Origin of the sequence: Cognatundibacterium crateris (assembly GCF_010078235.1) — a bacterium.
Taxonomy (GTDB): domain Bacteria; phylum Pseudomonadota; class Gammaproteobacteria; order Burkholderiales; family Burkholderiaceae_D; genus Undibacterium; species Undibacterium crateris.
Map to the genome: position 1 here is coordinate 602860 of NZ_JAABOS010000002.1, position 25581 is coordinate 628440.

Annotated in this window: 21 protein-coding genes and 3 tRNA genes; 9 read left to right on the forward strand and 15 right to left on the reverse strand. The window is 50.3% G+C overall.

The window, feature by feature from the left end:
• Positions 1-204: 204 nt before the first annotated feature.
• From clpX to EYB48_RS06080, 6 genes are all read right to left on the reverse strand, one after another.
• A complete protein-coding gene (clpX, locus tag EYB48_RS06055) occupies positions 205-1470 on the reverse strand; it encodes an ATP-dependent Clp protease ATP-binding subunit ClpX (protein WP_162019389.1) in 1266 nt (421 codons plus the stop codon).
• 175 nt (positions 1471-1645) lie between these two features.
• Positions 1646-2272: an ATP-dependent Clp endopeptidase proteolytic subunit ClpP gene (gene clpP / locus EYB48_RS06060; RefSeq protein ID WP_162019390.1), complete on the reverse strand. Its 627-nt coding sequence runs from the start codon at positions 2270-2272 to the stop codon at positions 1646-1648.
• A 16-nt stretch (positions 2273-2288) separates the two neighbouring features.
• Positions 2289-3638: a trigger factor gene (tig, locus tag EYB48_RS06065; protein WP_162019391.1), complete on the reverse strand. Its 1350-nt coding sequence runs from the start codon at positions 3636-3638 to the stop codon at positions 2289-2291.
• A 28-nt stretch (positions 3639-3666) separates the two neighbouring features.
• Positions 3667-3753: transfer RNA gene (locus tag EYB48_RS06070), tRNA-Leu, on the reverse strand.
• Between the two features lie 256 nt (positions 3754-4009).
• On the reverse strand, positions 4010-7099 hold the full coding sequence (locus EYB48_RS06075; protein ID WP_162019392.1) for an efflux RND transporter permease subunit: 3090 nt from the start codon (positions 7097-7099) through the stop codon (positions 4010-4012).
• On the reverse strand, positions 7096-8142 hold the full coding sequence (locus tag EYB48_RS06080) for an efflux RND transporter periplasmic adaptor subunit (RefSeq protein WP_328823269.1): 1047 nt from the start codon (positions 8140-8142) through the stop codon (positions 7096-7098). Before EYB48_RS06080 ends, EYB48_RS06075 begins: the two co-directional genes overlap by 4 nt.
• A gap of 263 nt (positions 8143-8405) precedes the next feature.
• Here EYB48_RS06080 and hpnC point away from each other — a divergent pair, with 263 nt between their 5' ends.
• From hpnC to EYB48_RS06095, 3 genes are all read left to right on the forward strand, one after another.
• A complete protein-coding gene (hpnC, locus tag EYB48_RS06085) occupies positions 8406-9215 on the forward strand; it encodes a squalene synthase HpnC (RefSeq protein WP_162019394.1) in 810 nt (269 codons plus the stop codon).
• Between the two features lie 119 nt (positions 9216-9334).
• Positions 9335-9532 (forward strand): hypothetical protein, encoded by a 198-nt coding sequence (locus EYB48_RS06090; protein WP_162019395.1) that lies wholly within the window; start codon positions 9335-9337, stop codon positions 9530-9532.
• Entirely contained in the window at positions 9513-10256 is a 744-nt protein-coding gene (locus EYB48_RS06095) for a M24 family metallopeptidase (RefSeq protein WP_162019396.1), read from the forward strand. Before EYB48_RS06090 ends, EYB48_RS06095 begins: the two co-directional genes overlap by 20 nt.
• Before the next feature lie 94 nt (positions 10257-10350).
• On the opposite strand, the gene EYB48_RS06100 is transcribed toward EYB48_RS06095, so the two are convergent.
• Positions 10351-11229, reverse strand: a complete 879-nt coding sequence (locus EYB48_RS06100) for a hypothetical protein (protein WP_162019397.1) — start codon at positions 11227-11229, stop codon at positions 10351-10353.
• 258 nt (positions 11230-11487) lie between these two features.
• Between EYB48_RS06100 and hpnD the strand changes: the two genes are divergently transcribed.
• Together hpnD and hpnE are read left to right on the forward strand one after the other, a co-directional pair.
• Positions 11488-12321, forward strand: coding sequence for a presqualene diphosphate synthase HpnD (gene hpnD / locus EYB48_RS06105; protein WP_162019398.1), 834 nt, complete (start codon positions 11488-11490; stop codon positions 12319-12321).
• A complete protein-coding gene (hpnE, locus tag EYB48_RS06110; protein ID WP_162019399.1) occupies positions 12314-13654 on the forward strand; it encodes a hydroxysqualene dehydroxylase HpnE in 1341 nt (446 codons plus the stop codon). The genes hpnD and hpnE overlap by 8 nt, the downstream gene beginning before the upstream one ends.
• 27 nt (positions 13655-13681) lie before the next feature.
• Here the strand turns inward: hpnE and radA are convergent, their stop codons facing one another.
• A complete protein-coding gene (gene radA / locus EYB48_RS06115; protein ID WP_162019400.1) occupies positions 13682-15058 on the reverse strand; it encodes a DNA repair protein RadA in 1377 nt (458 codons plus the stop codon).
• Positions 15059-15206: 148 nt separating this feature from the next.
• Here radA and lplT point away from each other — a divergent pair, with 148 nt between their 5' ends.
• A complete protein-coding gene (lplT, locus tag EYB48_RS06120; RefSeq protein ID WP_162019401.1) occupies positions 15207-16469 on the forward strand; it encodes a lysophospholipid transporter LplT in 1263 nt (420 codons plus the stop codon).
• Positions 16470-16528: 59 nt separating this feature from the next.
• On the opposite strand, the gene EYB48_RS06125 is transcribed toward lplT, so the two are convergent.
• The 4 genes from EYB48_RS06125 to tsaB are packed head-to-tail and all read right to left on the reverse strand — an operon-like array spanning position 16529 to position 19525.
• Complete coding sequence (locus tag EYB48_RS06125; protein WP_162019402.1) at positions 16529-17518, reverse strand: DUF1853 family protein; 990 nt, start codon at positions 17516-17518, stop codon at positions 16529-16531.
• Complete coding sequence (locus EYB48_RS06130; protein ID WP_162019403.1) at positions 17519-18376, reverse strand: uracil-DNA glycosylase; 858 nt, start codon at positions 18374-18376, stop codon at positions 17519-17521.
• Positions 18373-18840 (reverse strand): ribosomal protein S18-alanine N-acetyltransferase, encoded by a 468-nt coding sequence (gene rimI / locus EYB48_RS06135; protein WP_162019404.1) that lies wholly within the window; start codon positions 18838-18840, stop codon positions 18373-18375. The genes EYB48_RS06130 and rimI overlap by 4 nt, the downstream gene beginning before the upstream one ends.
• Entirely contained in the window at positions 18833-19525 is a 693-nt protein-coding gene (gene tsaB / locus EYB48_RS06140) for a tRNA (adenosine(37)-N6)-threonylcarbamoyltransferase complex dimerization subunit type 1 TsaB (protein ID WP_162019405.1), read from the reverse strand. Before tsaB ends, rimI begins: the two co-directional genes overlap by 8 nt.
• 83 nt (positions 19526-19608) lie before the next feature.
• Here tsaB and EYB48_RS06145 point away from each other — a divergent pair, with 83 nt between their 5' ends.
• Complete coding sequence (locus EYB48_RS06145; protein ID WP_162019406.1) at positions 19609-20013, forward strand: thioredoxin family protein; 405 nt, start codon at positions 19609-19611, stop codon at positions 20011-20013.
• A 94-nt stretch (positions 20014-20107) separates the two neighbouring features.
• Here the strand turns inward: EYB48_RS06145 and EYB48_RS06150 are convergent.
• The 3 genes from EYB48_RS06150 to EYB48_RS06160 form a co-directional block, all read right to left on the reverse strand.
• Positions 20108-20184, reverse strand: a tRNA-Arg gene (locus EYB48_RS06150).
• Positions 20185-20339: 155 nt separating this feature from the next.
• Positions 20340-20416 (reverse strand) — tRNA-Arg (locus EYB48_RS06155).
• A 57-nt stretch (positions 20417-20473) separates the two neighbouring features.
• The gene (locus tag EYB48_RS06160) at positions 20474-22348 is read right to left on the reverse strand and encodes a potassium transporter Kup (RefSeq protein WP_162019407.1); all 1875 of its coding nucleotides are present in this window, start codon (positions 22346-22348) and stop codon (positions 20474-20476) included.
• A 621-nt stretch (positions 22349-22969) separates the two neighbouring features.
• On the opposite strand from EYB48_RS06160, the gene EYB48_RS06165 reads away from it, so the two are divergent.
• Together EYB48_RS06165 and EYB48_RS06170 are read left to right on the forward strand one after the other, a co-directional pair.
• Entirely contained in the window at positions 22970-24163 is a 1194-nt protein-coding gene (locus EYB48_RS06165) for a tyrosine-type recombinase/integrase (RefSeq protein ID WP_162019408.1), read from the forward strand.
• Positions 24164-24582: 419 nt separating this feature from the next.
• Positions 24583-25044: a hypothetical protein gene (locus EYB48_RS06170; protein WP_162019409.1), complete on the forward strand. Its 462-nt coding sequence runs from the start codon at positions 24583-24585 to the stop codon at positions 25042-25044.
• The last annotated feature ends 537 nt before the right edge of the window (positions 25045-25581 follow it).

Sequence of the window (25581 nt, forward strand, 5' to 3'; positions counted from 1 at the left end):
TTAACAATGTTGGCGCACAAGGCTAAAACACAAGCCCACCATCAAAAAAATAATAAAAAAAGCCACGCAGAGCAGTCTCCGGGTAGCTTTACGATTGAAGCCCTTGGTTTAAATACATTCTACTGTGAAACGGAAAATCCCGCTGAAAACAAACAAAAAAGGGGAGTTAGCTCCCCTTTTTTTGCAACAACTGTGATGCGCAGATCAGGCACCAGCGACTTTAGCCTGCTCATGGTAAATCAACAAAGGTTTAGCGCCATTGACGATGGTGTTTTCATCAATCACGACCTTCTCCACATTCTGATGGCTAGGCAAGTCATACATAATATCCAATAGCGCATGCTCAAGAATAGAGCGCAGACCACGCGCACCGGTCTTACGCGCTATCGCTTTCTTGGCAATTGCCTGTAAGGCAGCCGGACGAATTTCGAGTTCGGTCCCTTCCATCTCCAGCAATTTCGCATACTGCTTAATCAGCGCATTCTTAGGCTCAACCAAAATCTGGATCAAGGCTTCTTCAGTCAGCTCATTGAGCGTTGCAATTACAGGCAAACGACCAATCAACTCAGGAATCAAACCGAACTTGATCAGATCCTGCGCTTCCACATCCTGCAATATCTCACTAGCCGACTGATCACTCTGACTCTTCACACTAGCCGCAAAACCGATACTGCTGCGCTCAGAACGATCAGAAATAATTTTCGCCAAACCATCAAATGCGCCGCCGCAAATGAACATGATATTGGTGGTGTCTATCTGTATGAAGTCCTGATTTGGATGCTTACGGCCACCCTGCGGCGGCACTGAAGCCATCGTACCTTCAACCAGCTTCAGCAAAGCCTGCTGCACACCCTCACCCGACACATCGCGGGTGATGGAAGGATTGTCCGATTTACGTGAAATCTTATCGATTTCATCAATGTAGACGATACCCTTCTGTGCCTTCTCCACTTCGTAATTGCAATTCTGCAGCAATTTCTGAATGATGTTTTCGACGTCTTCACCGACATAACCTGCTTCAGTCAACGTAGTAGCATCTGCAATCACGAACGGCACATTCAACATGCGCGCCAGGGTCTGTGCCAACAAAGTCTTGCCTGAACCGGTAGGACCAACTAAAAGGATATTACTTTTCGCGAGCTCGATATCATCCTTTTTACCCAGATGTTTGAGGCGCTTGTAATGATTGTAGACAGCAACAGCCAAAATCCGCTTAGCATGCTCCTGACCAATCACATACTGATCCAGCAGGCTGGTGATTTCTTTTGGTGTAGGCAGCTCGGTCTTCGCATTCGCAATATTATCGACCTCAGACACTTCATCACGAATGATGTCATTGCACAGGTCTATACATTCATCACAAATGAAAACGGAAGGCCCAGCAATCAGCTTTTTCACCTCATGTTGGCTCTTGCCACAGAAAGAGCAATAGAGCAGTTTTTCACCACTGGAGGATTTTTTATCGGGCATGGTACGAATAGAAAATAGTCAAAATTAAAGAAGCTGAACGGATTGCATATTACCCGCAAAAAGCCATTTCGTCACCGAAACGTCATCACTGAATTGGGCAGACTCCGCATTTTCCATTCCGAAATAAAAAACGCCCGTACCTGAGAGGAACGGGCGCTTACACAACTCATTAACATCAGGCGCGGTGAGTAAGAACTTTATCGATCAAACCATATTCCACCGCTACATCCGCCGACATGAAATTATCACGATCAGTGTCTTTGGCTATCTGCTCAAGACTACGTCCGGTTTTCTCTGCCAGAATACCATTCAGACGCTCACGCAAGTAAAGAATTTCTCTGGCCTGGATCTCGATATCTGAAGCCTGACCTTGGGCGCCGCCCAGAGGCTGATGAATCATGATACGCGAGTTCGGCAAGGAAAAACGCTTACCTTTTGCGCCGGCGGCAAGCAGGAAAGCTCCCATCGAAGCCGCCATACCAGTACACAGTGTAGACACATCCGGCTTGATAAACTGCATGGTGTCATAGATGGCCATGCCGGCTGAAACCGATCCACCAGGAGAGTTAATGTAGAGCGAAATATCTTTTTCAGGATTTTCACTTTCCAAAAACAGCAACTGCGCCACCACCAGATTGGCGGTCTGATCATTAACCGGACCCACCATGAATATGACTCGCTCTTTCAGCAGACGCGAGTAAATGTCATACGACCGTTCCCCACGCCCACTCTGCTCTACCACCATAGGCACCATGCCCAGCATATTTGTATCCAACGCCGAATTACGGATGATGCCTGTCATGTGATTTCCTTTTAAATTAAGCCTGAGCGTTATTACCCATCAGTTCGTCGAAAGGCAATTGCTTATCAGCGACCTTAGCTTTACCTAAAACGTAGTTAACGACGTTTTCTTCTAAAACAAGGGCTTCCACTTCCGCCAGACGATTACGATCACTGTAGTAGTATTTTACTACTTGCTGAGGATCTTCGTAGCTCTGCGCAAAATCTTCAACCTGAGCTTTGATCTGATCAGCAGTTGCCTGCAGGCTGTTGGTTTTCACCAGTTCAGCCAGAATCAGACCCAGGCGGACGCGACGTTCAGCTTGTGCAGCGAACAGCTCTTTAGGGAATGGAACGTCTTTAACGTTCATGCCACGCTGAGCCATATCCTGACGAGTCATCTCCGCCAGACGCTCGGTATCCTGAGCAACCAGAGATTGTGGCACATCAAAGCTAACTGTCTTAACCAGCGCGTCCATGACGCTTTCTTTGGTTTTCGCTTTTACGCGGCCACGCACTTCGCGTTCCAGATTTTCTTTGATGTCAGAGCGCATTTTTTCGATATTGCCATCTTCTACGCCCAGCATTTTAGCGAAATCTGCATCAACTTCCGGCAGATGAGCCCATTCAATTTTGGATACTGTGATCGTGAATTCTGCAGTTTTACCGGCAACGTCCTTGCCATGGTAATCTTCAGGGAAAGCCAGTGGGAAAGTCTTGGACTCGCCAGCTTTCAGACCCAGCGTTGCTGCTTCGAACTCAGGCAACATACGGCCTTCGCCCAATACAAATACAAAACCTTCAGCTTTACCGCCAGCGAATTCAACGTCGTCGATCTTACCAACGAAATCTACTGTTACGCGGTCACCGTTTTGTGCGGACTGGTCTGCACCACCGTCACCGTGTGCACCTTGCTCGCCTTTTACATGGAAATGTACGCGCTGCTTACGCAGAATATCGATCGTTTTATCGATTTCAGCATCAGTCACATCAGATTTAACTTGCTCAACTTCTGCACCAGACAAGTCGCCAATAACGATTTCCGGATACACTTCAAAAGTCGCATCAAATGCTACGTTACCCTCAGCCACGCCTTCGCCAGTTTTTGGCTCTATGCTAGGGTAACCTGCTACACGCAGATTGTTTTCATTTGCAGCCAGTGCAAATGCCTGACCTACTTTATCGTTCAGGACTTCAGTTTCTACCTGATAGCCGTATTGTGCAGCCACCATTTTCATCGGGACTTTACCAGCGCGGAAGCCAGGCGCTTTTGCTGTACGGGCACGCACTTTCAAACGCTTTTCAACTTCTGATTTCACATCAGCGATAGGAAAAGAAATCGTGAGGCGGCGCTCCAATTTATCTAAAGTTTCGACTGCAGTTGCCATGAAAATCGTCCAAATAGTAAAAATTCTGTGGTGCGAGGAGGGGGACTCGAACCCCCACACCATTGCTGGCGTCAGGACCTAAACCTGGTGCGTCTACCAATTTCGCCATCCTCGCGGGATGAGTTAAGTTACATACCGACACAAAAATCTTGCATCAGCAAAAAAGCAAAGGGCGACCCGAACTTCAAGCGTCGCCCAAAACTAATGCATGTGGCATTACAACTCCAGCCCGATATTCTACTGGATTTTGTATTGCTGTGCCTTATTTTTTAAAGCATTTTCAAAAAAACGCGGCAAATCATCGCTAACACACCGATTTGCCACACCATCACGCGCAGAACGCAGTCTGCGCATGGCTGATTCAGGCTGGCTCAGGCCGTTTTTTCAACCCGGAACCAGGTTGCATACAAGGCAGGCAAGAACAACAGAGTTAATGCTGTTGCGATGATCAGGCCACCCATAATCGCGACTGCCATTGGCCCCCAGAATACCGATCTGGACAAAGGTATCATCGCCAGCACCGCCGCTGCCGCCGTCAGGATAATCGGACGGAAACGGCGCACAGCAGACTCTACGACTGCATCCCAGGCAGGCACGCCCTCGCGGATATCATGCTCAATCTGATCAATCAGGATGACCGAATTACGGATAATCATGCCAAACAAAGCAATCACACCAAGTTGCGCTACAAAACCGAAAGGACGGTGCAGCAGCAGTAAGGCCATGGCAGCACCAGCCAAGCCCAGCGGCCCGGTCAGAAACACCAGCAGCGAACGTGAGAAGCTATGCAGCTGCAACATCAGCAAAGTGAAGATGATAAAAATCACCAGCGGCACATTGGCAGCGATAGATTGCTGCGCCTTGCCACTATCAGCAGCTGCACCAGCCAGCTCGACCTTATAACCTGCCGGCAAAGCTGCCTGCAAATCTTTTAGCTTAGGCGCAATTTGCGAAGACACTGTAGGCCCCTGAATGCCATCTGCCACATCAGACTGCACCGTTACCGCCCACTCACGCCCTTCACGCCAAACGACACCAGGCTCCCAGACCAAACCAATTTTAGCCAGCTGAGATAAAGGAACCGCCTTACCGGCCGCGGTTGGCACATTCACCACCCGCAAAGCATCTATGGTTGCGGCTTCATTCACAGGCTGACGCACCACCATGTCGATCAGCTTATTCCCATCACGGAACTGCCCTACTGTGGTTCCGGATAACACGGTGTTAGTGACGCGCATAACCGCTTGCGAAGTGACTCCCAGTGCCCGCAATTTATCCTGATCGAGATCGATACGGATGACTTTGACCGATTCATTCCAGTTATCGTTGACACCCACCGTATTCGGATTGGCGCGCATGACTTCCTTAACCTGATCTGCGATTTCACGCACTTTCGCGACCTCCAGTCCAGTCACGCGGAATTGCACCGGATACGGCACTGGCGGACCATTAGGCAGCAACTTAACGCGTCCACGCACCTCAGGAAATTCCGTCTTAAACGCATCGACAATTTTCAGGCGCAGCGCCTCCCTCGCCCTCAAATCTTTTGGCAACACAACAATTTGAGACACATTTGTTTGCGGGAAAATCTGATCCAGCGGCAAGTAGAAACGCGGACTACCGGTACCCACATAACTGGTCACACTCTCCACGCCATCCTGCTTCTGAATGAAGGCTTCAAATTTTTTGACCTGCGCTTCGGTTGCGCGGAAAGAAGACCCTTCGGGCAACCACATCTCCACCATTAACTCAGGACGACTGGAGTCCGGGAAGAACTGCTGTTCGATAAACTTAAAACCAAATACACCTAAGCCGAACACGCCCAAAGTAATCACTATGGTCGTTTTGCGCCACTCCACACACCAGCTCACGATTTTCCTGAATCGGCTGTAAAACGGGCTATCAAAAATTTCGTGAGAGTGATCACCAACTGCATGCGCCTTGGTTTTCAGCAGCAAATAACCGAGATAAGGAGTAAACAGCACCGCCGCCAGCCAGGAAATTACCAACGCCAGCGCATTGACTGAAAACATAGAGAAGGTATATTCACCGGCTGCAGATTTAGCCAGACCGATAGGCAGGAAGCCTGCCGCAGTGATCAAAGTCCCCGTCAACATCGGCATAGCGGTCGAGGTATAAGCAAAAGTAGCAGCATCAAATCTGGAGAAACCCTCCTCCATTTTACGCACCATCATTTCAACCGCGATGATCGCATCGTCCACCAGCAAACCCAACGCAATGATCAATGCACCCAGCGAAATTTTATGCAAATCAATTTCCAGAATATGCATGAACAGGAAGGTAATCGCCAACACCAGCGGTATCGTCAAGCCCACCACCAGACCCGGCCAGACATCCAGCCGCAAAGGCTTAGTATGCAACCCAAGTGACAGAAAACTGACCGCCAGCACGATTACCACCGCCTCGATCAGGGTGTGCACAAACTCACCGACCGATGCCTTCACCGCATCCGGTTGATTCGTGACTTGCTCCAGCACGATACCTACCGGCAGCTTGGCCTTCAGGTTACTCACTTCCGCCTGTAAGTTCTTACCCAGGTCGATAATGTTGCCGCCCTTCTCCATCGAGATACCGAGGCCAAGCACTTCCTTTCCATTGAAGCGCATTTTGTCTTGCGGCGGATTTTTATACTCGCGTTTGACGGTAGCAAAATCGCCAAGGCGGAAGGTGGTGCCATTCGCACGCAGTTGCAGATTTTCCAGATCCTTGACTGTCATCAGTGCACCGGACACTCTGACCTGCAGATTGTCGGTGGATGTCGTCAATACGCCAGTACCCTCTACACCATTCTGAGAATTTATCTGCGACACGATCGCATCGAATGACACACCCAGCTGAGCAAATTTCTGATGCGAGAAAACGATGTTGATCTTTTCATCCTGCACACCAAACAGCTCAACCTTAGAAACCGAAGGAATATGCAGGAACTGCTGACGCACAAAATCAGCGTATTCTTTTACTTGTTCATAAGTGAAGCCATCGCCAGACAATGCAAAGATAGAGCCGTAGGTATCACCAAACTCATCATTGAAAAACGGCCCAATTACACCGGCAGGCAAGGTGGACTTAATGTCGCCGATTTTTTTACGTACCTGATACCAGGCCTGAGGCGTTTCCTTAGGTGGAGTAGACTCACGCAACTGCAGGATGATGACGGTTTCACCTGGCTTTGAATAGCTACGGATTTTGTCTATATAAGGCGTTTCCTGGAGCTTTTTTTCCAGCTTATCAGTAACCTGATCCGCCATCTGCAACGCGGTAGCGCCCGGCCAGATCGCTCGCACCACCATAGCACGGAAAGTGAAAGGCGGATCCTCATCCTGCCCCAGCTTGCCATAGCTAAAAATACCGCCAAGCAGCAGCACCACAATCAGATACCGGGTCAGCGGAATATGCTCAAGCGCCCAACGTGATAAATTAAATCCACCGGAAGAACTCATTTAGCCACTCCCACCGATGCAGCGCCCGCATCAACACTGGCGGCTGGCTTTACTGCTGCACCCAGAATGCTGACTTTCTGACCTGGCTTCAACAAATTGACGCCAGCCGTTACCACCATCTGACCTTTGACAATGCCATTTGCGATGACGACAGTTTCACCAGACGTGGCGCCCAGTTGCACCGGAACCAGCTTAGCCACGCCATCCTGCACCACCCAGACCGAACTCACGCCTTTCTCCTGAAACAATGCAGTCATAGGCAAACGAATCACTTCCTGAGCCGAGCCGGTACGCAGGCTCACAGTTGCCGTCATACCCAGACGAACGTCCTGCGCATCAGCCGGCAAACTGATTTTTGCCAGGTAGGTGCGGGTTGCCGGATCGGCCAGCGGCGACAATTCACGGATTTTTCCGTTGATGACTTTGCCACTGTCCGCCCATAATCTGATCTGGATATCACTAAATTGCTTAATCGAATTAATCGCGTTTTCCGGAATACCGACGACTACATCCATCGCACCTGACTGAGCAACCCGAACCACAGGCGTACCCGCCGCTACGACCTGCCCAATCTCAGCTTCCAAGGCCGTCACCACGCCATCGATATCCGCCACCAGACTGGTATAAGAAGATTGATTTGACTGGTTTTTATAAGATGCCTGCGCTTGTTCGAATGTAGCCTGCGCTGCCTTGTAGGCGACTTCTTTACTATCCAACACGGAAGCAGCTACAAAATTCTTACTACGTAAATCCTGATAGCGTTTCAGTTCAGCAGCAGCCAGATCGCGGTTGCTTTCCGCAGAGCTCAGTGCCGCCTTAGCCTGCAACTGTGCCAGCGCAATGTCCTGAGGATCAAGTTGCATCAGGACCTGACCGCGTTTAACAACCGACCCCAACTCCACTTTCCTTGCCAGTATTTTGCCTGGCACCCGAAAACCCAGCCTGGATTCAATGTGAGGACGCACCTCACCGGATAACTCCAACGCAGCAGAACTATCACTGACACCGGCGACGATGGCGCGAACCGGACGTATTATCTCCACCTTCTCTGGAGCTTTGGAGCAAGCACTCAGTCCCAACACGACAGACAGGGCAAGAGCAAACGGCAACCGCAGGGGCGCGTAGCCTTTCATGAGATTTGGCTTTTCTGGTGTTAACACTGGAGTTTTCCTTTACTATGCAGGCTGAACGAGGTAGCTATATCAAAATAACAAGGTAACTTAATTACTGACTCAAAGGTTAGTTATTATATGTATCCATCCATTCTTTGCCAATGACTTTTCGGTCATTAATATTATTGCGCACCATGTCTGTTGATCATTACGAAAATTTCCCTGTTGCATCACTGCTACTTCCGGGCCACTTGAGGCCAGCCGTTCATGCCATTTATGCATTTGCACGATATGCAGATGACATTGCCGACGAAGGAGACTATTCCTCTGAATGGCGCTTGCAACAACTCCAGCAACTGGATGAGGACGTGATTCGCATGCAATCTGGCGTGCCGTGCAAGCAACCACTGGTGAGTGCATTAGTGCCACACATGCTGAAACATGTGTTGCCAGCACAAGCATTGCGCGACTTACTCTCTGCATTCAGCCAGGATGTGGTCAAGAAACGTTACCATAGTTTCTCTGAGTTAAGCGATTATTGCGCACGCTCTGCCAATCCAGTCGGCAGACTCATGCTGCACCTGTATCAGCAGGTGAATCCGCTCAGCCTGCAACAATCCGATTCCATATGCAGCGCTTTGCAATTAATCAATTTTTGGCAGGATATTGGGATCGACTGGAACAAAGAGCGTATCTATCTGCCGCTGGACGATATGCGCGAGTTTCAGGTTTCAGAAACAGACATACAAAGCAAGATCGTCAATAAATCCTGGCAAGCATTGATGCAGTTCCAGACAGGGCGTGCCAGAACTATGCTGCTATCAGGCAGCCCGCTGTGCAAAGCACTCGGCGGCCGGATAGGCTGGGAGTTACGCTTCGTTGTACAGGGTGGATTGTTGATACTTGAGCGCATAGAACAGGCTAACTACGATATTTACCGGCATCGCCCTGTTATCAAAAAATCAGACTTTCCTGTATTGGCCTGGCGCGCAATGCGTATGTAGCACAAACGAGCGCTTAGCCCTTACCTCAAGACGCTAACATCGCAGGCAAATCTTGCCGTTCATCATCATTCAGTGCACACTATCTTCCCAACTGAGTTTAACGCTAAGAAAGAAATCCAATGAAATCCATTTTCCAACGCCTGGCCCTGCTTGCCTGCGGCCTCATCATGCTGAATGGATGTACCGTCATTGCGATTGCTGATGCTGCTGTCTCCACAACCGTCAAAGTAGGCAGTGCCGTCGTAGGCACTGCTGTCGATGTGACCGCTGCTGGCGTAAAAGCTGTCACAAACAGCAATGACAAGCCTGCAAAATAAGCCAGTTCCCCTCAGCGCCATGCCAAGTGAACAAAAAATCGCCAGACAAAGGGCCGTGCAAAACGCGGCCAAGTCCGTACTGGCGGCACTGCCTCTGATGATAGACGCCAGCGACAATGAGCAAACGATTGCTGAAAAAGCGAAAAGCTTATTGCAGCAACAGGGCTATACCGACACTTGGTACTATGATTGCCATGCGTTGGTGCTACTGGGCTCGCGCAGCTGTATGTCGGTCTCAGGAAAAACTTACCAGCCGCAGGCTGAGCTGGTTGGCCAAACCAATCTGATCACCGTCGATCTGAGTCCGCTTGATGAAGAATGCTGGGGCGACTTTGCACGCTCGTTTCCCGTGGAAAACGGCCGGGTCATTTCGCAACCCCAGTCGCTGGAGTTTCAGAATGGACTGCGTTTTGTACAAGCCATGCAGGCTCACTTGCTGCGCATTGCGAGACCTGACTATACTTTCGGCCAGTTGTTTGACTGGGCCAATTTGCGCATCAGACAAAGTGGTTTTGTGAATTTGGATTATCGCAATAATGTCGGTCACAGTATCGCAACTTCAAGAGAACATCGGCAGTTTATTGAGGCGAATAATCAGGCATCACTCTCATCGGTTGATTTTTTTAGTTTTGAACCCTTCGTGCGCCTGAAAGGCGGGCATTGGGGTTTCAAACATGAAGGTATTTTTTTCTTCAATCAATCCGGGGCGCTCGAAGAACTTTGATGCAACATCAGAAGCAAAAAAGCAGCTACCTACGCAGCTGCTTTTTTGTTTAAAACTACCTGTTTTTTGAAAAACAGGCTAAAAACCAAATGTATCACACGCAATTTACAATAATTTTCGTGGATGCCGCCGGATTACTCATGCTAACCGTCCCGCTTGGATTTTGCACCGTGCAGGTCTGTCCCGCAGGCTGGGTATCCACCTTCACCGAATAAGCCGTACCGTCAAGCAGGCTCCAGTTGAAGAAATAAATACCGATTGCACTCACCAGGCGCTGATCTACCTTGCTTCCAAAGGTATTTGACAACGTCAGCGAAGAACCTGCATTCAAACCATTGACGGTAAATCCGACCGGTACGGCTGGCACACAGCTGACCCCAAGATTGGCGGCAGCATCTGGCTTGGCATTATCGGCCGTACCCGACCCGTTCGTCACTGAGCAAAAACGACCTGCAGGCGGCAGAGAAACACTCACTACATATGGCTTACCATGCGCGACATATTTGCCTGTCAGCTGGAAAGCACCGTTGGTGGAAACTGTTTCTACGTAATCCTGCAAAGTATTTTTAACGGTGTCAGTCGTGTTGGTGTTTAGCGTAATATTGCCCGCATCCGGCAAGCCACTGAGCGTACCTTTTAATTGCACATTAGGTACACAAGTCACGGCCACTGAATTATTAACCCCTTCACCCGTCATTTTTCCTGTGCCACCAGCGATATTGCAGTTAACCAGCTTAGGCTGTGCAGCCGCTGTAATCGCGTAGCTGGCATTGCTGGCGACATCAAATGCAAACGTGCCATCTGCAGTCATAGTCTTAAAAAAACCGCGCTCATTCTGCAAAGTCAGGCTATTCGTGCCATCTTTCCCCAAACCAGTCACAGTACCGCCAATCGAGGTATACACGTAGCCACCACAACCTGCTAATACGACACAGAGGCCACACGCCATTCCAAAAAATTTTGTTTTTTTCAAGATCTTCATCCGGATGAGTAAAATTGGTGAAAACACGCCTGACAAGATGAGAGGCATATGACTTTTATAGCCCGATATTATACGTTCTATATGAATTTGGTCGAATAATTCTACGAATTAGACGTCTGTGCTACCAAAAGTACCATCTAATCTTTCACTGACAGTGGTTCGAGCTGCTGTTCTGTTTGTTGTTCTGTTTGCAGTTTGTTAGGATAGCGCCTTTATCCGGCATTGTGCCGACTACTTATCCGATACAGCATGTCTCCTGACGAATATTGCCAGCAAAAAGCGGCGCAAAGTGGCTCCAGTTTTTATTACAGCTTCCTGTTCTTACCGACAGAACGCCGGCATGCGATCACCGCCTTGTATGCATTCTGCCGCGAGGTCGATGATGTGGTCGACGAAAGCACAGACGACATGGTCGCCAGATCCAAACTGGGCTGGTGGCGCAAAGAATTGCAAGCCATGCTGGATCAGCAGCCTACACATCCTGTGACCAAGGCGCTGTTGCCACACATGACGACCTTTCAGCTGGATAGCAAACACCTGTTCGCCATCATTGATGGCATGGAAATGGATCTGAATCAGACCCGTTATCTGGATTTTGCAGGCTTACAAACCTATTGCTGGCATGTGGCAGGTGTTGTCGGCGTACTGTCAGCCAGTATCTTCGGCATTACGCATCCGCAGACGAAAGAATTTGCTGAAAAACTGGGGCTCGCATTCCAGATGACCAATATCATTCGCGATGTCGGTGAAGATGCACGCAAAGGCCGCATCTATCTTCCAGTCAATGAATTACAGGAATTTAAAGTCACCGCCGCAGACATACTGAATGCCAGACATAGTGCGCAATTCGAAGCGCTGATGCAGTTTCAGTATGAGCGCGCGCAAAAGCTGTATGACGAGGCGTTCGCCCTGTTACCAGCCCAAGACCGCAAGGCGCAACGTACTGGCCTGATCATGGCGGCGATTTACCGCGCCTTGCTGGTCGAAATTCAGCGTGATGGCTTTCACGTGCTCACACAACGCATCTCACTGACACCGATCCGTAAGCTCTGGCTGGCCTGGAAAACCTATATCCGTGGCTAATTCCGCACTCCATATCGCAGTGATAGGCGCAGGCTGGGCTGGTTGCAGTGCAGCGGTCAAACTGGCGCAGGCCGGACATACAGTGCGCCTGCTAGAAGCCAGCGCCCACGCCGGCGGACGTGCGCGACGGGTTGACCTTCAGGGCTATGCACTGGACAACGGCCAGCACATCCTGTTAGGCGCTTATCGTGACAGCCTGGCTTTAATGCGTGAACTGGGGCTGAAACCTGAGCAGTTATTCAAACGACTGCCGCTGCAAATGATTTACCCGCCCGCTACTGATGGCATGCATTTTCTGGCATCTGACTGGCCTGCACCCTTACATTTACTGATGGCCTTATGGCGCGCACGTGGCCTCAGACTTGAAGACAAACTGGCACTGGCGCGCTTTTCGACGACAGCACGCTGGATGGGCTGGCAGCTACACCAGGATTGCAGCGTAGAGGAATTGCTGATTCGCTTCGAACAGACTCCACGTTTAACAGAATTGATGTGGAATCCCTTGTGTGTCGCAGCTCTGAACACACCGGCACCACAGGCATCGGCGCAGGTGTTTTTGAATGTGCTCAGAGATAGTCTGGGAGCCAGCCGCAGCGCTTCCGACATGCTGTTGCCTGTGCTTGATCTGAGTAGCTTACTACCTCAGGCTGCGATGAACTATTTGAAAAACAAAGGGGCAGACATCCAGCTGTCTTGCGCAGTGAGGCAAATTCAGGCTAACGCCGACGCCAGGTGGTCGCTGCATACCAGCGATGGCAGCACTTACATGGCAGACCGGGTGGTGATTGCGACTGACAGCAAGAATGCAGCGCGCCTGCTGAATCCGCTCACCGGGTCAGAGTCCAAGGCCATACCCGATTACGACTATGCAGCCATCACTACCGTCTATCTGCAATATGGATCGGAAATGCGCCTGGCGCGTCCCATGTTCGCCTTGCGCGAGCTGCCAGAACGCGCGCACTGGGGTCAGTTTGTATTTGATCGCGGCCAGTTACATGCTGCGCAGGCAGGCTTGCTGGCGGTCGTCATCAGCGCACCGACCAAGACACTGGAACTGACGCATGAAGAACTGGCAATCCAGGTCGCTCACCAACTGGCGGAATCCCTGCAAGACCCTGACCTACTCCACCCGACCTGGTCCCAAATCATCACAGAAAAACGCGCAACCTATCTGTGTCGCCCCGACTTAAGCAGACCGGACAACCGCAGCACTGTGCCCGGCATTTATCTGGCAGGCGATTACACCGCCGGTGACTATCCGGCGACTTTAGAAGGTGCTGTGCGCAGCGGCATTACAGCAGCACGCTTGCTGATTGCCGATGCGCACCGATGAGCAAGGCTGCATCACGAATTAATCAGTTCACAGATCATCCAGATCACGGATCTTACTCATCGCTTCGTCAATCCGGTCAACGCTGATAATCCTTAAGCCTTCAATGCCTTGTTTAGGCGCGTTTGCTTTTGGAATCATCGCCACGGTAAAGCCCAGTTTCGCGGCTTCGCGCAAACGCTCCTGACCGCGTGGCGCAGGACGGATTTCACCGGCCAGCCCAACCTCACCGAACACCACCAGATGGCGCGGCAAGGGCTTATTACGCATCGATGAGTTGATCGCCAGCAGCACGGCCAGATCGGCCGCCGGCTCAGCAATTTTGACACCGCCTACTGCATTGATAAACACATCCTGATCAAAGGCCGCCACCCCGGCATGCCGGTGCAATACAGCCAGCAACATCGCCAGACGATTCTGCTCCAGCCCAACCGACAGGCGGCGTGCATTAGGCGCATGTGAGCTGTCAACCAGCGCCTGAATTTCCACCAGTAAGGGCCGTGTTCCCTCCTGTGTCACCATCACACAGGAACCGGCGACCTGAGTGTCATGCTGAGACAGGAACAAGGCTGAGGGGTTGGATACACCGCGCAAACCACGTTCACTCATGGCAAACACGCCCAGCTCATTGACCGCACCAAAACGGTTTTTGATCGCACGCACCAGACGGAAACTGGAGTGGGTATCGCCTTCAAAATACAAGACCGTATCAACGATATGTTCCAGCACACGCGGCCCGGCCAAGGCGCCCTCTTTGGTCACATGTCCAACTAAGATCATGGTGACATTCATGGTTTTTGCGACACGCGTGAGTTGTGCCGCACATTCACGCACCTGAGCTACCGAACCCGGCGCAGAACTCAGCGCATCTGAATACAGCGTCTGTATCGAATCAATCACCACCACCTGAGGCTGATGATCTGATAATGTATTGAGGATTTTTTCGAGCTGAATTTCTGCCTGCAAGGCCAGCCCGGTCGTTTCTATGCCCAGCCTGTGCGCACGCAAGGCAATCTGAGCGCCGGATTCTTCACCACTCACATACAAGACTTTTTTGGAGCGCGCCAGGTTGGCCAGAGCTTGCAATAACAGCGTGGATTTACCGATGCCCGGATCACCGCCAATCAATACCACACCACCGGGCACCAGACCACCGCCCAGGACGCGGTCAAACTCTTCAATACTGGTGCTGAAACGCGGCACATCGGCAGCCTCAATGTCCGACAAATTGAGGACAGGCGCAGTCTGCGCCAGGCTTTGTGGTTTGGCCGAGTAACGGTTGCCCGCGCTTTCAACGAGGGTTTCCACCAGCGTATTCCACTGACCGCAGGAAGGACACTGTCCAGCCCATTTATTGACAATTCCGCCGCATTCTGTGCAGGTGTAATTGGTCTTCGCTTTTGCCATATCTTTTGCCGTAACTTTCAGGATTCCCGAATAAACACTGATATTTTAACCAGTATTGAATAATTAGCCTGCGCTATTTCAGCCGATCCTGCAGATTTTCATGGTATAAAGCAGACCGATAACACTTTGTAACAGGCACATAATAAGCATGAAACGCGGTTTCTATACGATTATGGCGGCGCAGTTTTTTTCTTCGCTAGCCGACAATGCGCTGCTGATCGCCGCTATGGCGTTACTAATTTCCATGCAAGCCCCGGGCTGGATGACCCCCTTGCTCAAATTGTTTTTCGCTTTGTCCTACGTGCTGCTGGCCGCTTATGTCGGGGCTTTCGCAGATGCCCTGCCTAAGGGTAAGGTGATGTTCATCACCAATCTGATTAAGGTCGGTGGCTGTGCACTGATGTTTTTTCATGTTCATCCGCTGATTGCCTACGCACTGGTTGGATTTGGCGCTGCGGCGTATTCACCGGCGAAATACGGCATCCTGACTGAATTACTGCCGGCTGAAAAACTGGTGGCAGCCAATGGCTGGATCGAGGGCTTAACTGTCACCTCCATCATCTTAGGTACCGTACTGGGTGGCTCACTGATCGACCCAAGGGTGTCTGCAGCACTACTGAATTTTGACTTCCCACTCATCGACTTCTCCATCAACACACCCACTGAAGCCGCACTCTGTGTAATCACCGCACTGTATGTACTTGCCGCCCTGTTCAATTTGCGCATACCTGACACAGGTGCACGCTACGAGCATCAGAAACCGAATCCGATCAAGTTGATCGCAGACTTTGGGCATTGCTTCAGCACCTTGTGGCGCGATAAGTTAGGTCAGATATCGCTGGCCGTTACGACACTGTTCTGGGGCGCTGGTGCAACGCTACAATTTATCGTGCTGAAGTGGGCAGGAGAATCGCTGGGCTTACCATTGAACAAAGCGGCTGTGCTGCAAGGTGTAGTTGCGATTGGAATTGCAATCGGCGCAGTGGCAGCGGCGCGCTTCGTTCCGCTGAAAAAGTCCCTGAATGTGATGCCACTGGGTGTAGCGATGGGCCTGGTCGTCACCACCATGATCTTCGTTCACAACATCATCATTGCTTACCCACTATTGATACTGGTTGGTGCGCTGGCCGGTTTTTTTGTGGTACCGATGAATGCCTTGTTGCAGCATCGCGGTCATGTGCTGATGAGTGCAGGTCACTCGATCGCCGTCCAGAATTTCAATGAAAATCTGTCGGTACTGGTCATGCTGGGCTTATATGCTTTGATGGTGTCACTGGATCTGCACGTAAAAACAGTCATCGTACTATTCGGTTTATTTGTGGCTGGCACCATGTTGCTGGTCATGAAAAGACATGCAGCGAATCAAAAAGAATTTGACTCACTGGCGCTGATAGGCGAACACAAGCACTAGGGCCTCACATCAATTCAGACAAACTTATCAGCCTGTTTGAAGTGATGTGAGCGTCAGACTCAAGGACGACTATCCCGGTCAGAACGATGAGCATACGCAGCTGTGGCACGCTCCCCCCAGCTATCCGGGATCACAAAACCACGCTCGTATTCCCATGCATAACCAGTCGCATCGCGCCTGAGTTTGGCCAGCATTAAAGGCGCATCGGAAACTGCAAATTGCGCGCTAAGCACCCCTATCAAATCCACAGCACGGACAGATCGCGCAGCATCGACTCCGGCAGGCGCCAGCCATTCCAGGCGATCGAGCAGACAGCCTTCCCAATCCGCTTGCTGGCGCAATTCCTCTAAGGTCCAGATTTTCCCTTTGCAATGATCTGCTGCCACACCCCTGACTTGCGGCAAATGCTGATTATCTGCCTCGCGATAAAACAACCAGCCTTTAATCAGAGCGCTGACCTGATCAGGCACCCGCCCCAGCCTCTCCAAGGCCTGAGGCTGCTGCCCGAGTCGCATCTGACTGTGAATAATCTTATGCATTTTGGCACCCAGACTATCTGCCAGATTGGGCCCCAGATAATCATAAACATCCGGCTTCTGCCCGCTGCTATCTGCTGTAGCAGGATGAAATAAATAGAATTTGGTGGCCAGCTCACAGTGCGTCCAGCGCGCTTGCTCAGGAATCAGAAAATCAAACTCCCCTAGTGTTCTGCCTTGCGCATCATGGATCTGCAGGCCACGCTGAGTGCCCGGATACATCAATTGAAAATAGGCGTGTAGCAAATTTTCCGCATACAAGCCCAAGCGTCGTGTCGCCTTATGCCCGGCGAGCAAACTCTTGAAAGCCTGAGCTGCGCTCAGAATGTGCCGTATGTCAGCCCGCACATCCCGTTCCGACAAAAAAACCGCACGCACATCTGCGCCATGCCAGCATGCATCCACGCTCAGCAAATGCGGGGAAGTCAGCAACCAGATCAAGGCACGCAGATCCGGATCACTCACATCTCCCCATTCTGCGTGAAAAGTCTGCTGAAAAGTGAGCGCGGTCATTCAATTCTGCTGCATGACTTGCATTGCCATGCATAAGTCTTGCCAGGCCTTACTTTTATCCAGCGGCTTTCTGAGTAAATAGGCGGGATGATAGGTTGCGATCAGCGGTATTCCTTCAAACACATGCTGCCTGCCACGTAACTGTGCTACCGGCGTATTCATATCCAGCCCCAACAGAGCGACTGCAGCAGTTTTTCCCAGCGCCACAATGACCTGAGGCTGTATCAGCGCAATCTGGCGCTGTAAATAAGGCAGACAGGCTGCAATCTCTTCTGCACTAGGCGGTCTGTCCTTGCCAGCATCATCGGTCGGTCTGCATTTGACAACGTTTGCGATGTAGGCACGTTGTCCTCGCTGTACACCTAACGCTTTCAGCATATTGTCCAGCAATTGGCCGGCAGCGCCGACAAAGGGTTGACCCTGAATATTTTCGTTGTAACCCGGACCTTCACCGACAAATAACCAGGGCGCACGCTGGTCACCAACACCAAACACCGTTTGCTGACGACCTTCACACAAGCCACAAGCGCGACAAGCTGCAACAGTCTGCTGCAGTTCAGCCCAGCCCATCTGCATTGGCGACACTGTCTGTGCAGGAGCAACTACAAGCTCAGGAAGCGTTGCAGATTGCGGCAGGCCTGCTACAAATTCTGCATCAGCTTCCACGTTGGCGTTGAGGGGTGCAGAAGTTGCGATCAAAGCTGGTAAAGCATCCGGCATCGGCTCCTGACAGTGAGCTTGATCTGCCAACGCTTGCCCCTCCTGCACCGCAGCGTTAACATCGAGCGGGAACCAAACTGGACCTAGGCCCATTTCATTCAAAAACTTTACCTGCAACAGCGAGCTGGCCGCACTCATCCCTGACTCCTTCGCATAACGATCGCATCTTCGCGGGTGTTGGACTGCGCCGGATAATAAGCCTTTCTGCGCCCTATCTCGACAAAGCCAGCCTGCTGATAAACCTGAATGGCACGCAGATTACTGACCCGGACTTCCAGCAATACGGATTCCATTCCAGACTGCGCTGCATGACTGAAAACATGATCCAGCAACTGACGCGCCAGGCCCTGGCCTTGGAAAGAACTTGCGACCGTTATATTCAACAGATGTAATTCATCGACCACAGCCATCACCACACAATACGCAATGACACCGGCATCCGGATCACGCAGGCAAAATGCGTCATATCCACTGGTAAACGAATCGGTGAAATTTCCACGCGTCCAGGGATGGCTGTATAACTGCTGCTCTATCGGCAGCAGACCATCCACATCGGCCAGAGTCAGTCTGGAAACGGCAAATTGTTGCGCCATCTCAGACATGGCCTTTCAGTGCGCGCTCAGCCGTAGTAAGCGCAATTTTATTGCGCAGATACAAAGGTTGTGCCTGCGAGGCAGGCTGAGCCAGTCCCTGCATAAAATCCTGCAATGCCAGTTCTGCGACTTCACGCGCATGCGGCATCACAGACAACACCGGATAAGGGAAATCATCGGGTACTGAAACACCGTTACCAGTTACCACCGTTACCGCCCTCAAAGACGCGCAACGCTGCAACAATTCACCCTCTTCCAGGCGCAACAGTTCAGGCTGAGCGGTCTCACTCAGCGCGCCATTTACGTTGCGATATTGCGCCCAGTAGTTCTCGCCCATACGCGCATCCAGCAAGCAAACCAGCTCGCTGTCTGGTGCGTGGCTGGCCGCTGCCTGTGCCATGGCACGCAAACTAACCACTGGCAACACAGGCAAATCGGCCGCATAGGCCATACCCTGAATAATGCCGCAAGCGGTACGGATTCCGGTGAAAGCACCTGGCCCGCAACCGAAAGCCAGTGCATCGCATTCACTGAGTTGCACACCGGCTTCCGCCAGCAAACTCTGTAAAGCGGGTATGATGCCTTTCGAATGCGTTTCTACGCCCGATAATTCACGGATAAAGCGGCCACGCGCGCTGATAATTGCGGCTGACGCAAACTCTGTTGAGGTTTCTATTGCTAAAATCGTAGTCATACGCTTATTTTACTGTGTCCGGGCGGTGGAGGTGGAAATTTCCAGCCTGCGCTGCCCTCGATTTATCCCGCGAAACCATACTCATGCAAGAACTCAAGGATTTACAAACCCAACTTCAACAATCGCGCTGGCTGGTTGCCTGTTTGTGCGCAGCCTGGTGCGATACCTGCAATGCCTATCGCGAGCAGTTTGATGAACTGGCAAAAAAACACCCCGATAAATGCTTTGCATGGATAGATATCGAAGACGAAGCGCACTTGGTGGATGAGGTCGAGATTGAAAACTTCCCCACCCTGCTGATACAACTAGACAGCAATGTGGAATTTCTGGGCACTATGCTGCCAGACACCACGCAACTGCACCGTCTGCTGAATTCTATAGCCAGCGAACTGCAAGCCGGCCAGGTCAGATCGTTCAAGCGTAGCTCACTGAATCAAAACGCGCCAGACAACTGGGATCTCAGGCAATTGATACTGGATCAGCAGTAAGCATTTCCAGCCTATTCCTTCACCTGAGGGATGGGCGCTTAATTCGCTCCAAAAACGAAAAAAGGGACTAGATTTGCATCTAGTCCCTTGAATCTGGTGCGGCTGGCAGGAATCGAACCCACGACCCCTTGGTTCGTAGCCAAGTACTCTATCCAGCTGAGCTACAGCCGCGAAGACAAAGAGTATAGCACGATGCCATACAAAATTACTAGCCCCAGATTCCTAATCTTGCGCAAAATCCGGCACATCACTCAGGCATAAAGCCGTCATCGCTTTGAGCGGCACAACGAAAAAAGGGACTAGATTTGCATCTAGTCCCTTGAATCTGGTGCGGCTGGCAGGAATCGAACCCACGACCCCTTGGTTCGTAGCCAAGTACTCTATCCAGCTGAGCTACAGCCGCGCAAGCTGAGATTATAGCAAAGACCCCTGCAGAAAGTAAGTCTTTGCGCCAACTAATTTAGATTTCGACCTGCGCGCCCACTTCGATAACGCGATTACTTGGGATTTGATAGTAATCCGCTGCATCACGCGCATTGCGTGACATCGCCACAAACAAGCCCTCACGCCATGCCGCCATGCCACTACCAGGACTGGAAATAATCGTCTGACGGGAGATGAAGTACGAAGTTTCCATAGGCTCGAACGTTAAACCATGCTGAGCACACAATTCCAGCGCAGCAGGAATATCGGGTTCATTTTTGAAGCCATAGAATACATCGACCTGATAGCAGGCATTGCCCAGACTGGAAACCTTCACACGCTCAGAAAACGGCACCCAAGGGATTTCACGGTTATACAGGGTCAGGAACACCACGCGCTCATGCAGAATTTTGTTGTGCGAGAGATTGTGCAACAAGGCATGTGGCACACCATCTGCCTCACCACGGAGGAACACAGCCGTGCCATACACCCGCGTTGGCGGAGAGACGAATAAGGATTGCAAAAATTCTTCGAGCGGGATTGCGTGCTTTTTCAGATTATCAAACACGAGCTCGCGGCCACGCTTCCAAGTCACCATCACCGTGAACATCACGATACCCAACACCACCGGGAACCAGCCACCATGGAAGAACTTAAGTGCATTCGCCGAGAACAAGGCCAAATCGATGAACAGGAAAAAGCCAGTGGCAAGGATGCACAGTAATAAATTGTATTTCCAGCCGTAGCGAATCACAAAAAATGTCAGTAGCGAAGTCACCAACATCGTGCCAGTTACCGCAATACCATAGGCCGATGCGAGATTTGAGGAAGATCCAAAACCCACCACCGCAGCAACCACGACAATTAACTGCATCCAATTCACGGCTGGAATATAAATCTGACCGATTTCTCTTGCGGATGTATGCATGATTTCCATGCGTGGCAAAATTCCGAGAGAAATTGCCTGCTTAGTCATGGAGAAAGTACCAGAAATCGTCGCCTGAGAGGCAATCACCGTAGCAACTGCTGACAAAGCCACCAGAGGGTAGATACTCCAGGAACCCAATTGTTGATAAAACGGGTTTTCAGCTGCTGCAGGATTGGACAACAACAAAGCACCCTGCCCCAGATAATTTAAAGCCAGCGCTGGAAATACCGCAATAAACCAGGCGAAGCGTATCGGCTGACGCCCGAAATGTCCCATGTCTGCATACAAGGCCTCCGCACCGGTAAATGCCAACACAACAGCAGCCAGCGCCGGGAAAGCCAGATGATAATTGCCCATGAAATGCAGCGCATAGACAGGATTCAATGCAGCCAGTATCTGTGGCATCTTGAGGATGTTGTACACGCCCATCGCCGCCAATGCAGCAAACCAGATGACCATGACAGGTCCGAACCATTTACCTATCCCAGCAGTTCCTTTGTACTGAACCGCATACAGCAAAATCAGCACAACCAGCGTGATCGGCACCACAAACGGCTGAAATGCGGGCGTCGCCACCTCCAGCCCCTCTATTGCAGAGAGCACGGAAATTGCAGGGGTAATCACCCCATCTCCATAGAACAAAGCTGCACCGAACAAGCCCAACACAAAGAGAGTGAAATGCCATTTCGATTGCTTACCAACTGACTCCAGTGCCATCGCCGTCAAGGCCATGATACCGCCTTCGCCGCGGTTATCCGCTCGCAAGATCAGAGTCACATATTTCAGTGCAACGATGATGATGAGTCCCCACAAAATCAGGGAGACCACACCATACAGATTCGCTTCAGTGAGGGGAATTCCATGCTCTTTGGAGAACATCTCTTTCATCGTGTACAGCGGGCTGGTGCCAATGTCACCATAAACAATACCGATTGCAGCCAGCGTCAATCCTGCCATGCTGCTTTTTGCGTGTTGATTTTCCAATTGCGTACCTTGTAATTATTGGTGCATTGCACAATAGGTGATTCCGGTTTGAAATTCAATAGTACAGAATAAAAAAACAAATATATGAAATATTTACGCAACACTTCAAGAAATAAACTTTACATTTACATCCGGCAAGCAGTCTGAGGCCCAGGCCAGATCAGGATGCAAGCACCGCATCAGCACTGAGCCAGAAATAAGCAGAGATTCAGACCATCATCACGCATCATGCTGAGCGCAACAATACATTCCTGAGGATTTGCAATCGCAATGAATTCAACGGCAGTTGGCAATGCCGGGCTTAACTCTGTGCGAATTACTCAATACCCAGAGCAAGATGAAGATAGGGGGAATTTAAGATGATGAAAAAAGAAGAGAACCAGCAATGCAAATAAAAATGCCCGCATTAGCGGGCATTTTTACGAATCACTGGCGGAGACGGTGGCCGCTATAAAACTGTCCAACACTTTCCAATAAATTCCAATTTTACCTATAAAAATCATACACTTAAACATTTTTACTTTCCAATGCATTCCAACCCAATCTTCCCTATTCCAACACAAAATGGCATACCAGATGGCATACTGATTGGTAACTATTAATTGAGGACAAAGACTCATTATGGCGATACTCACCGATGCTAAAGCACGAAACATCAAGCCTGACTCTCCCGCCCTTCCCCATGGCGGCATAACAGGGTTGTCATTAATCCCTGCAAAAACGAAAGGCTGCGGAAAATGGGTCTTACGTTATGTCAGCCCAATTACAGGAAAACGACGAAATGCCGGATTGGGCAGCTATCCTGATGTAGGAATCGCACAAGTCGGAAAAGCGGCCGCTGCCTTAAGAGAAAAGCTTGCCCAAGGTATCGACCCGCTCGAAGAAAAAGCTATAGAGGCTCAGAAATTAGTGATTCCCACCTTCCACGAGGCTGTGATTACTCTCCATTCAGAGTTACTGCCCGGATGGAAAAACAAGAAACATGGTCAACAGTGGATTAACACGCTAACCCAATACGCAATTCCCAAACTGGGAAAATTTCCACTTGACCAGATTCAACCACGACATATCGCAGATACACTACGCCCAATATGGCTGAGTAAAGCTGAAACAGCCGGTCGATTAAAACAGAGACTCCACGCAACGATGGCCTGGGGTTGGGCACATGGATTTTGTAGTTCTAATCCTGTAGATGTCGTGGATCATTTACTTCCACAGCAGCCCTCAAAAGCCGTTCGTACCCAGCATCAGCCAGCGATGCCTTGGAAAGAGATACCTGCTTTTGTGAAAGCTGAATTGCATACAGAGGGACGTTATGATGTCACGCGCCCTATGTTGGAATTTCTGATTCTGACAGCAGCACGCTCTGGTGAAGTACGCGGCATGACCTGGGCTGAAGTCGACTGGGCAAATGCAATATGGAGCATCCCGTCAGAACGTATGAAAGCCCAGCTACCGCATCGTGTTCCTTTGTCAGAACGTGCAATGACGATTCTTAGAAATCAACATGGTCGACATGAGCAACTGGTGTTTCCTTCACCGCGCGATCAAAAGGAACTCTCAGACATGACACTGACCAGTTTCTTGCGCAGGGTCGAGGCAAAAAGCGATACTGCAGACCGCTTTGCCACCGCTCACGGGTTTCGCTCGAGCTTTAGGGACTGGTGTAGTGAACAGGGATATCCACGCGATCTGGCGGAACGCTCACTGGCACATACGGTACAAAACAAGGTGGAAGCAGCTTATCACCGGACGGATTTACTGGAACAACGACGACCAATGATGGAGGCTTGGTCACAATTTATTCTCAGTTAAGATAGCTATGACGATAGCCTGCCTTGTTGCAGGCTACGCTACTTAACCAATGCATTGATTTATAGATTATTATCATTTAATATATACTTTTCGCAAATCGAGATAAACCTGCATCTGTATATTCTAAACGTTAGCTAACATGGTACTTCGTTTCCATGCCATGCCATGTACCGTAAATTTAAGGAGAGTGTTATGGCAATTAAGCCTGGACCAAAACCGATTGCCAAATCGACAGGCAAGCCTGATCAACGTCGACGAGACAATAAAGAAACTCCTGGCAATACACACGCTCTCAAGCCTTCTAAGCCTAAACAGAGTAAATAAATAGCTTTCTTTTTTTGCAAAAAAAAAACACTCCTAACAATTCACTCCAGCGGGACGCCTTCGATAGCCATTGAACTTACGAGTTAGACATAACCATGACATATGATCTTCGTTCAGCTCTACCGTTACTAATTCCAAAAGCCATTGCTTGGGCTGAGGCTCAAAGCTCTTCAATTGGAAAAATTGGCCAGCCCCTAAATGACGCTCTGCTTTCCGTAGCTCGAGGTGTAGGAGTAATGCACCCAGAACTTATTCGCGTCGCTGAAGTCCCACAGCTTCCTCTGCCGGAAGACCCAGTGTTGCAGCATGCAGCCCTCGCAACTGGACTCCTCGGGCCAAATATGATCGGCATGACTTTTGGTTACGGGATCTATATATGTCATGGACATCGCACTAAATGGCTTCTGTCCCATGAGTTTCGCCATGCGTTTCAGTATGAGCAGGCTGGTTCAATTGCAGCATTTCTCCCAACTTACCTTCAGCAAATTGTTACGGTTGGGTACCACAATGCTCCATTCGAAATCGATGCCCGCGCCCATGAAGTGCACGATACCTAACGTTGCTTTCAACTTCCCCCATCGCTCTCTGGATACTGCGCTCTAAAGCGGCGTAGCACCAGTTTGCTCCACTTTAGGCACATCATTTTGATTGCGAATTTTCAGGCTGCTTCACCTTATTTTTAACCCAAGAAAATTACTGACAGCCTATTTCCTTTTGCCCATTTCAACGCCCAACTTTACAAGTTGGCATTATTTTTAAGGCTAGGCGGCCTTTTTATAACCGTTGATCATCGGCCATACTCATGGTGCTAGCAGATTGATTAAAGTGCTAGCTGAATTCACCCAATATGCGCTTTGGCACTGATGGCAGACGAAATATCGAGGGAACCTCAAGGTGAAGCATTTCCATCAGGTTTATATGCTTCCCAACCTTGACGTAGATGATAAATTGCCATTGCCTCCTCCCACGTAGCAGCCTCAATACGCCAAAATAATTGTTCACAATCAGGTTGAAGTGTTCCATCGTTAAATTTAGGGGGACTTTCCCCCTTTGACCTACCCCCCCCAAATTAGTACGATAAAGATGTAGAGTCT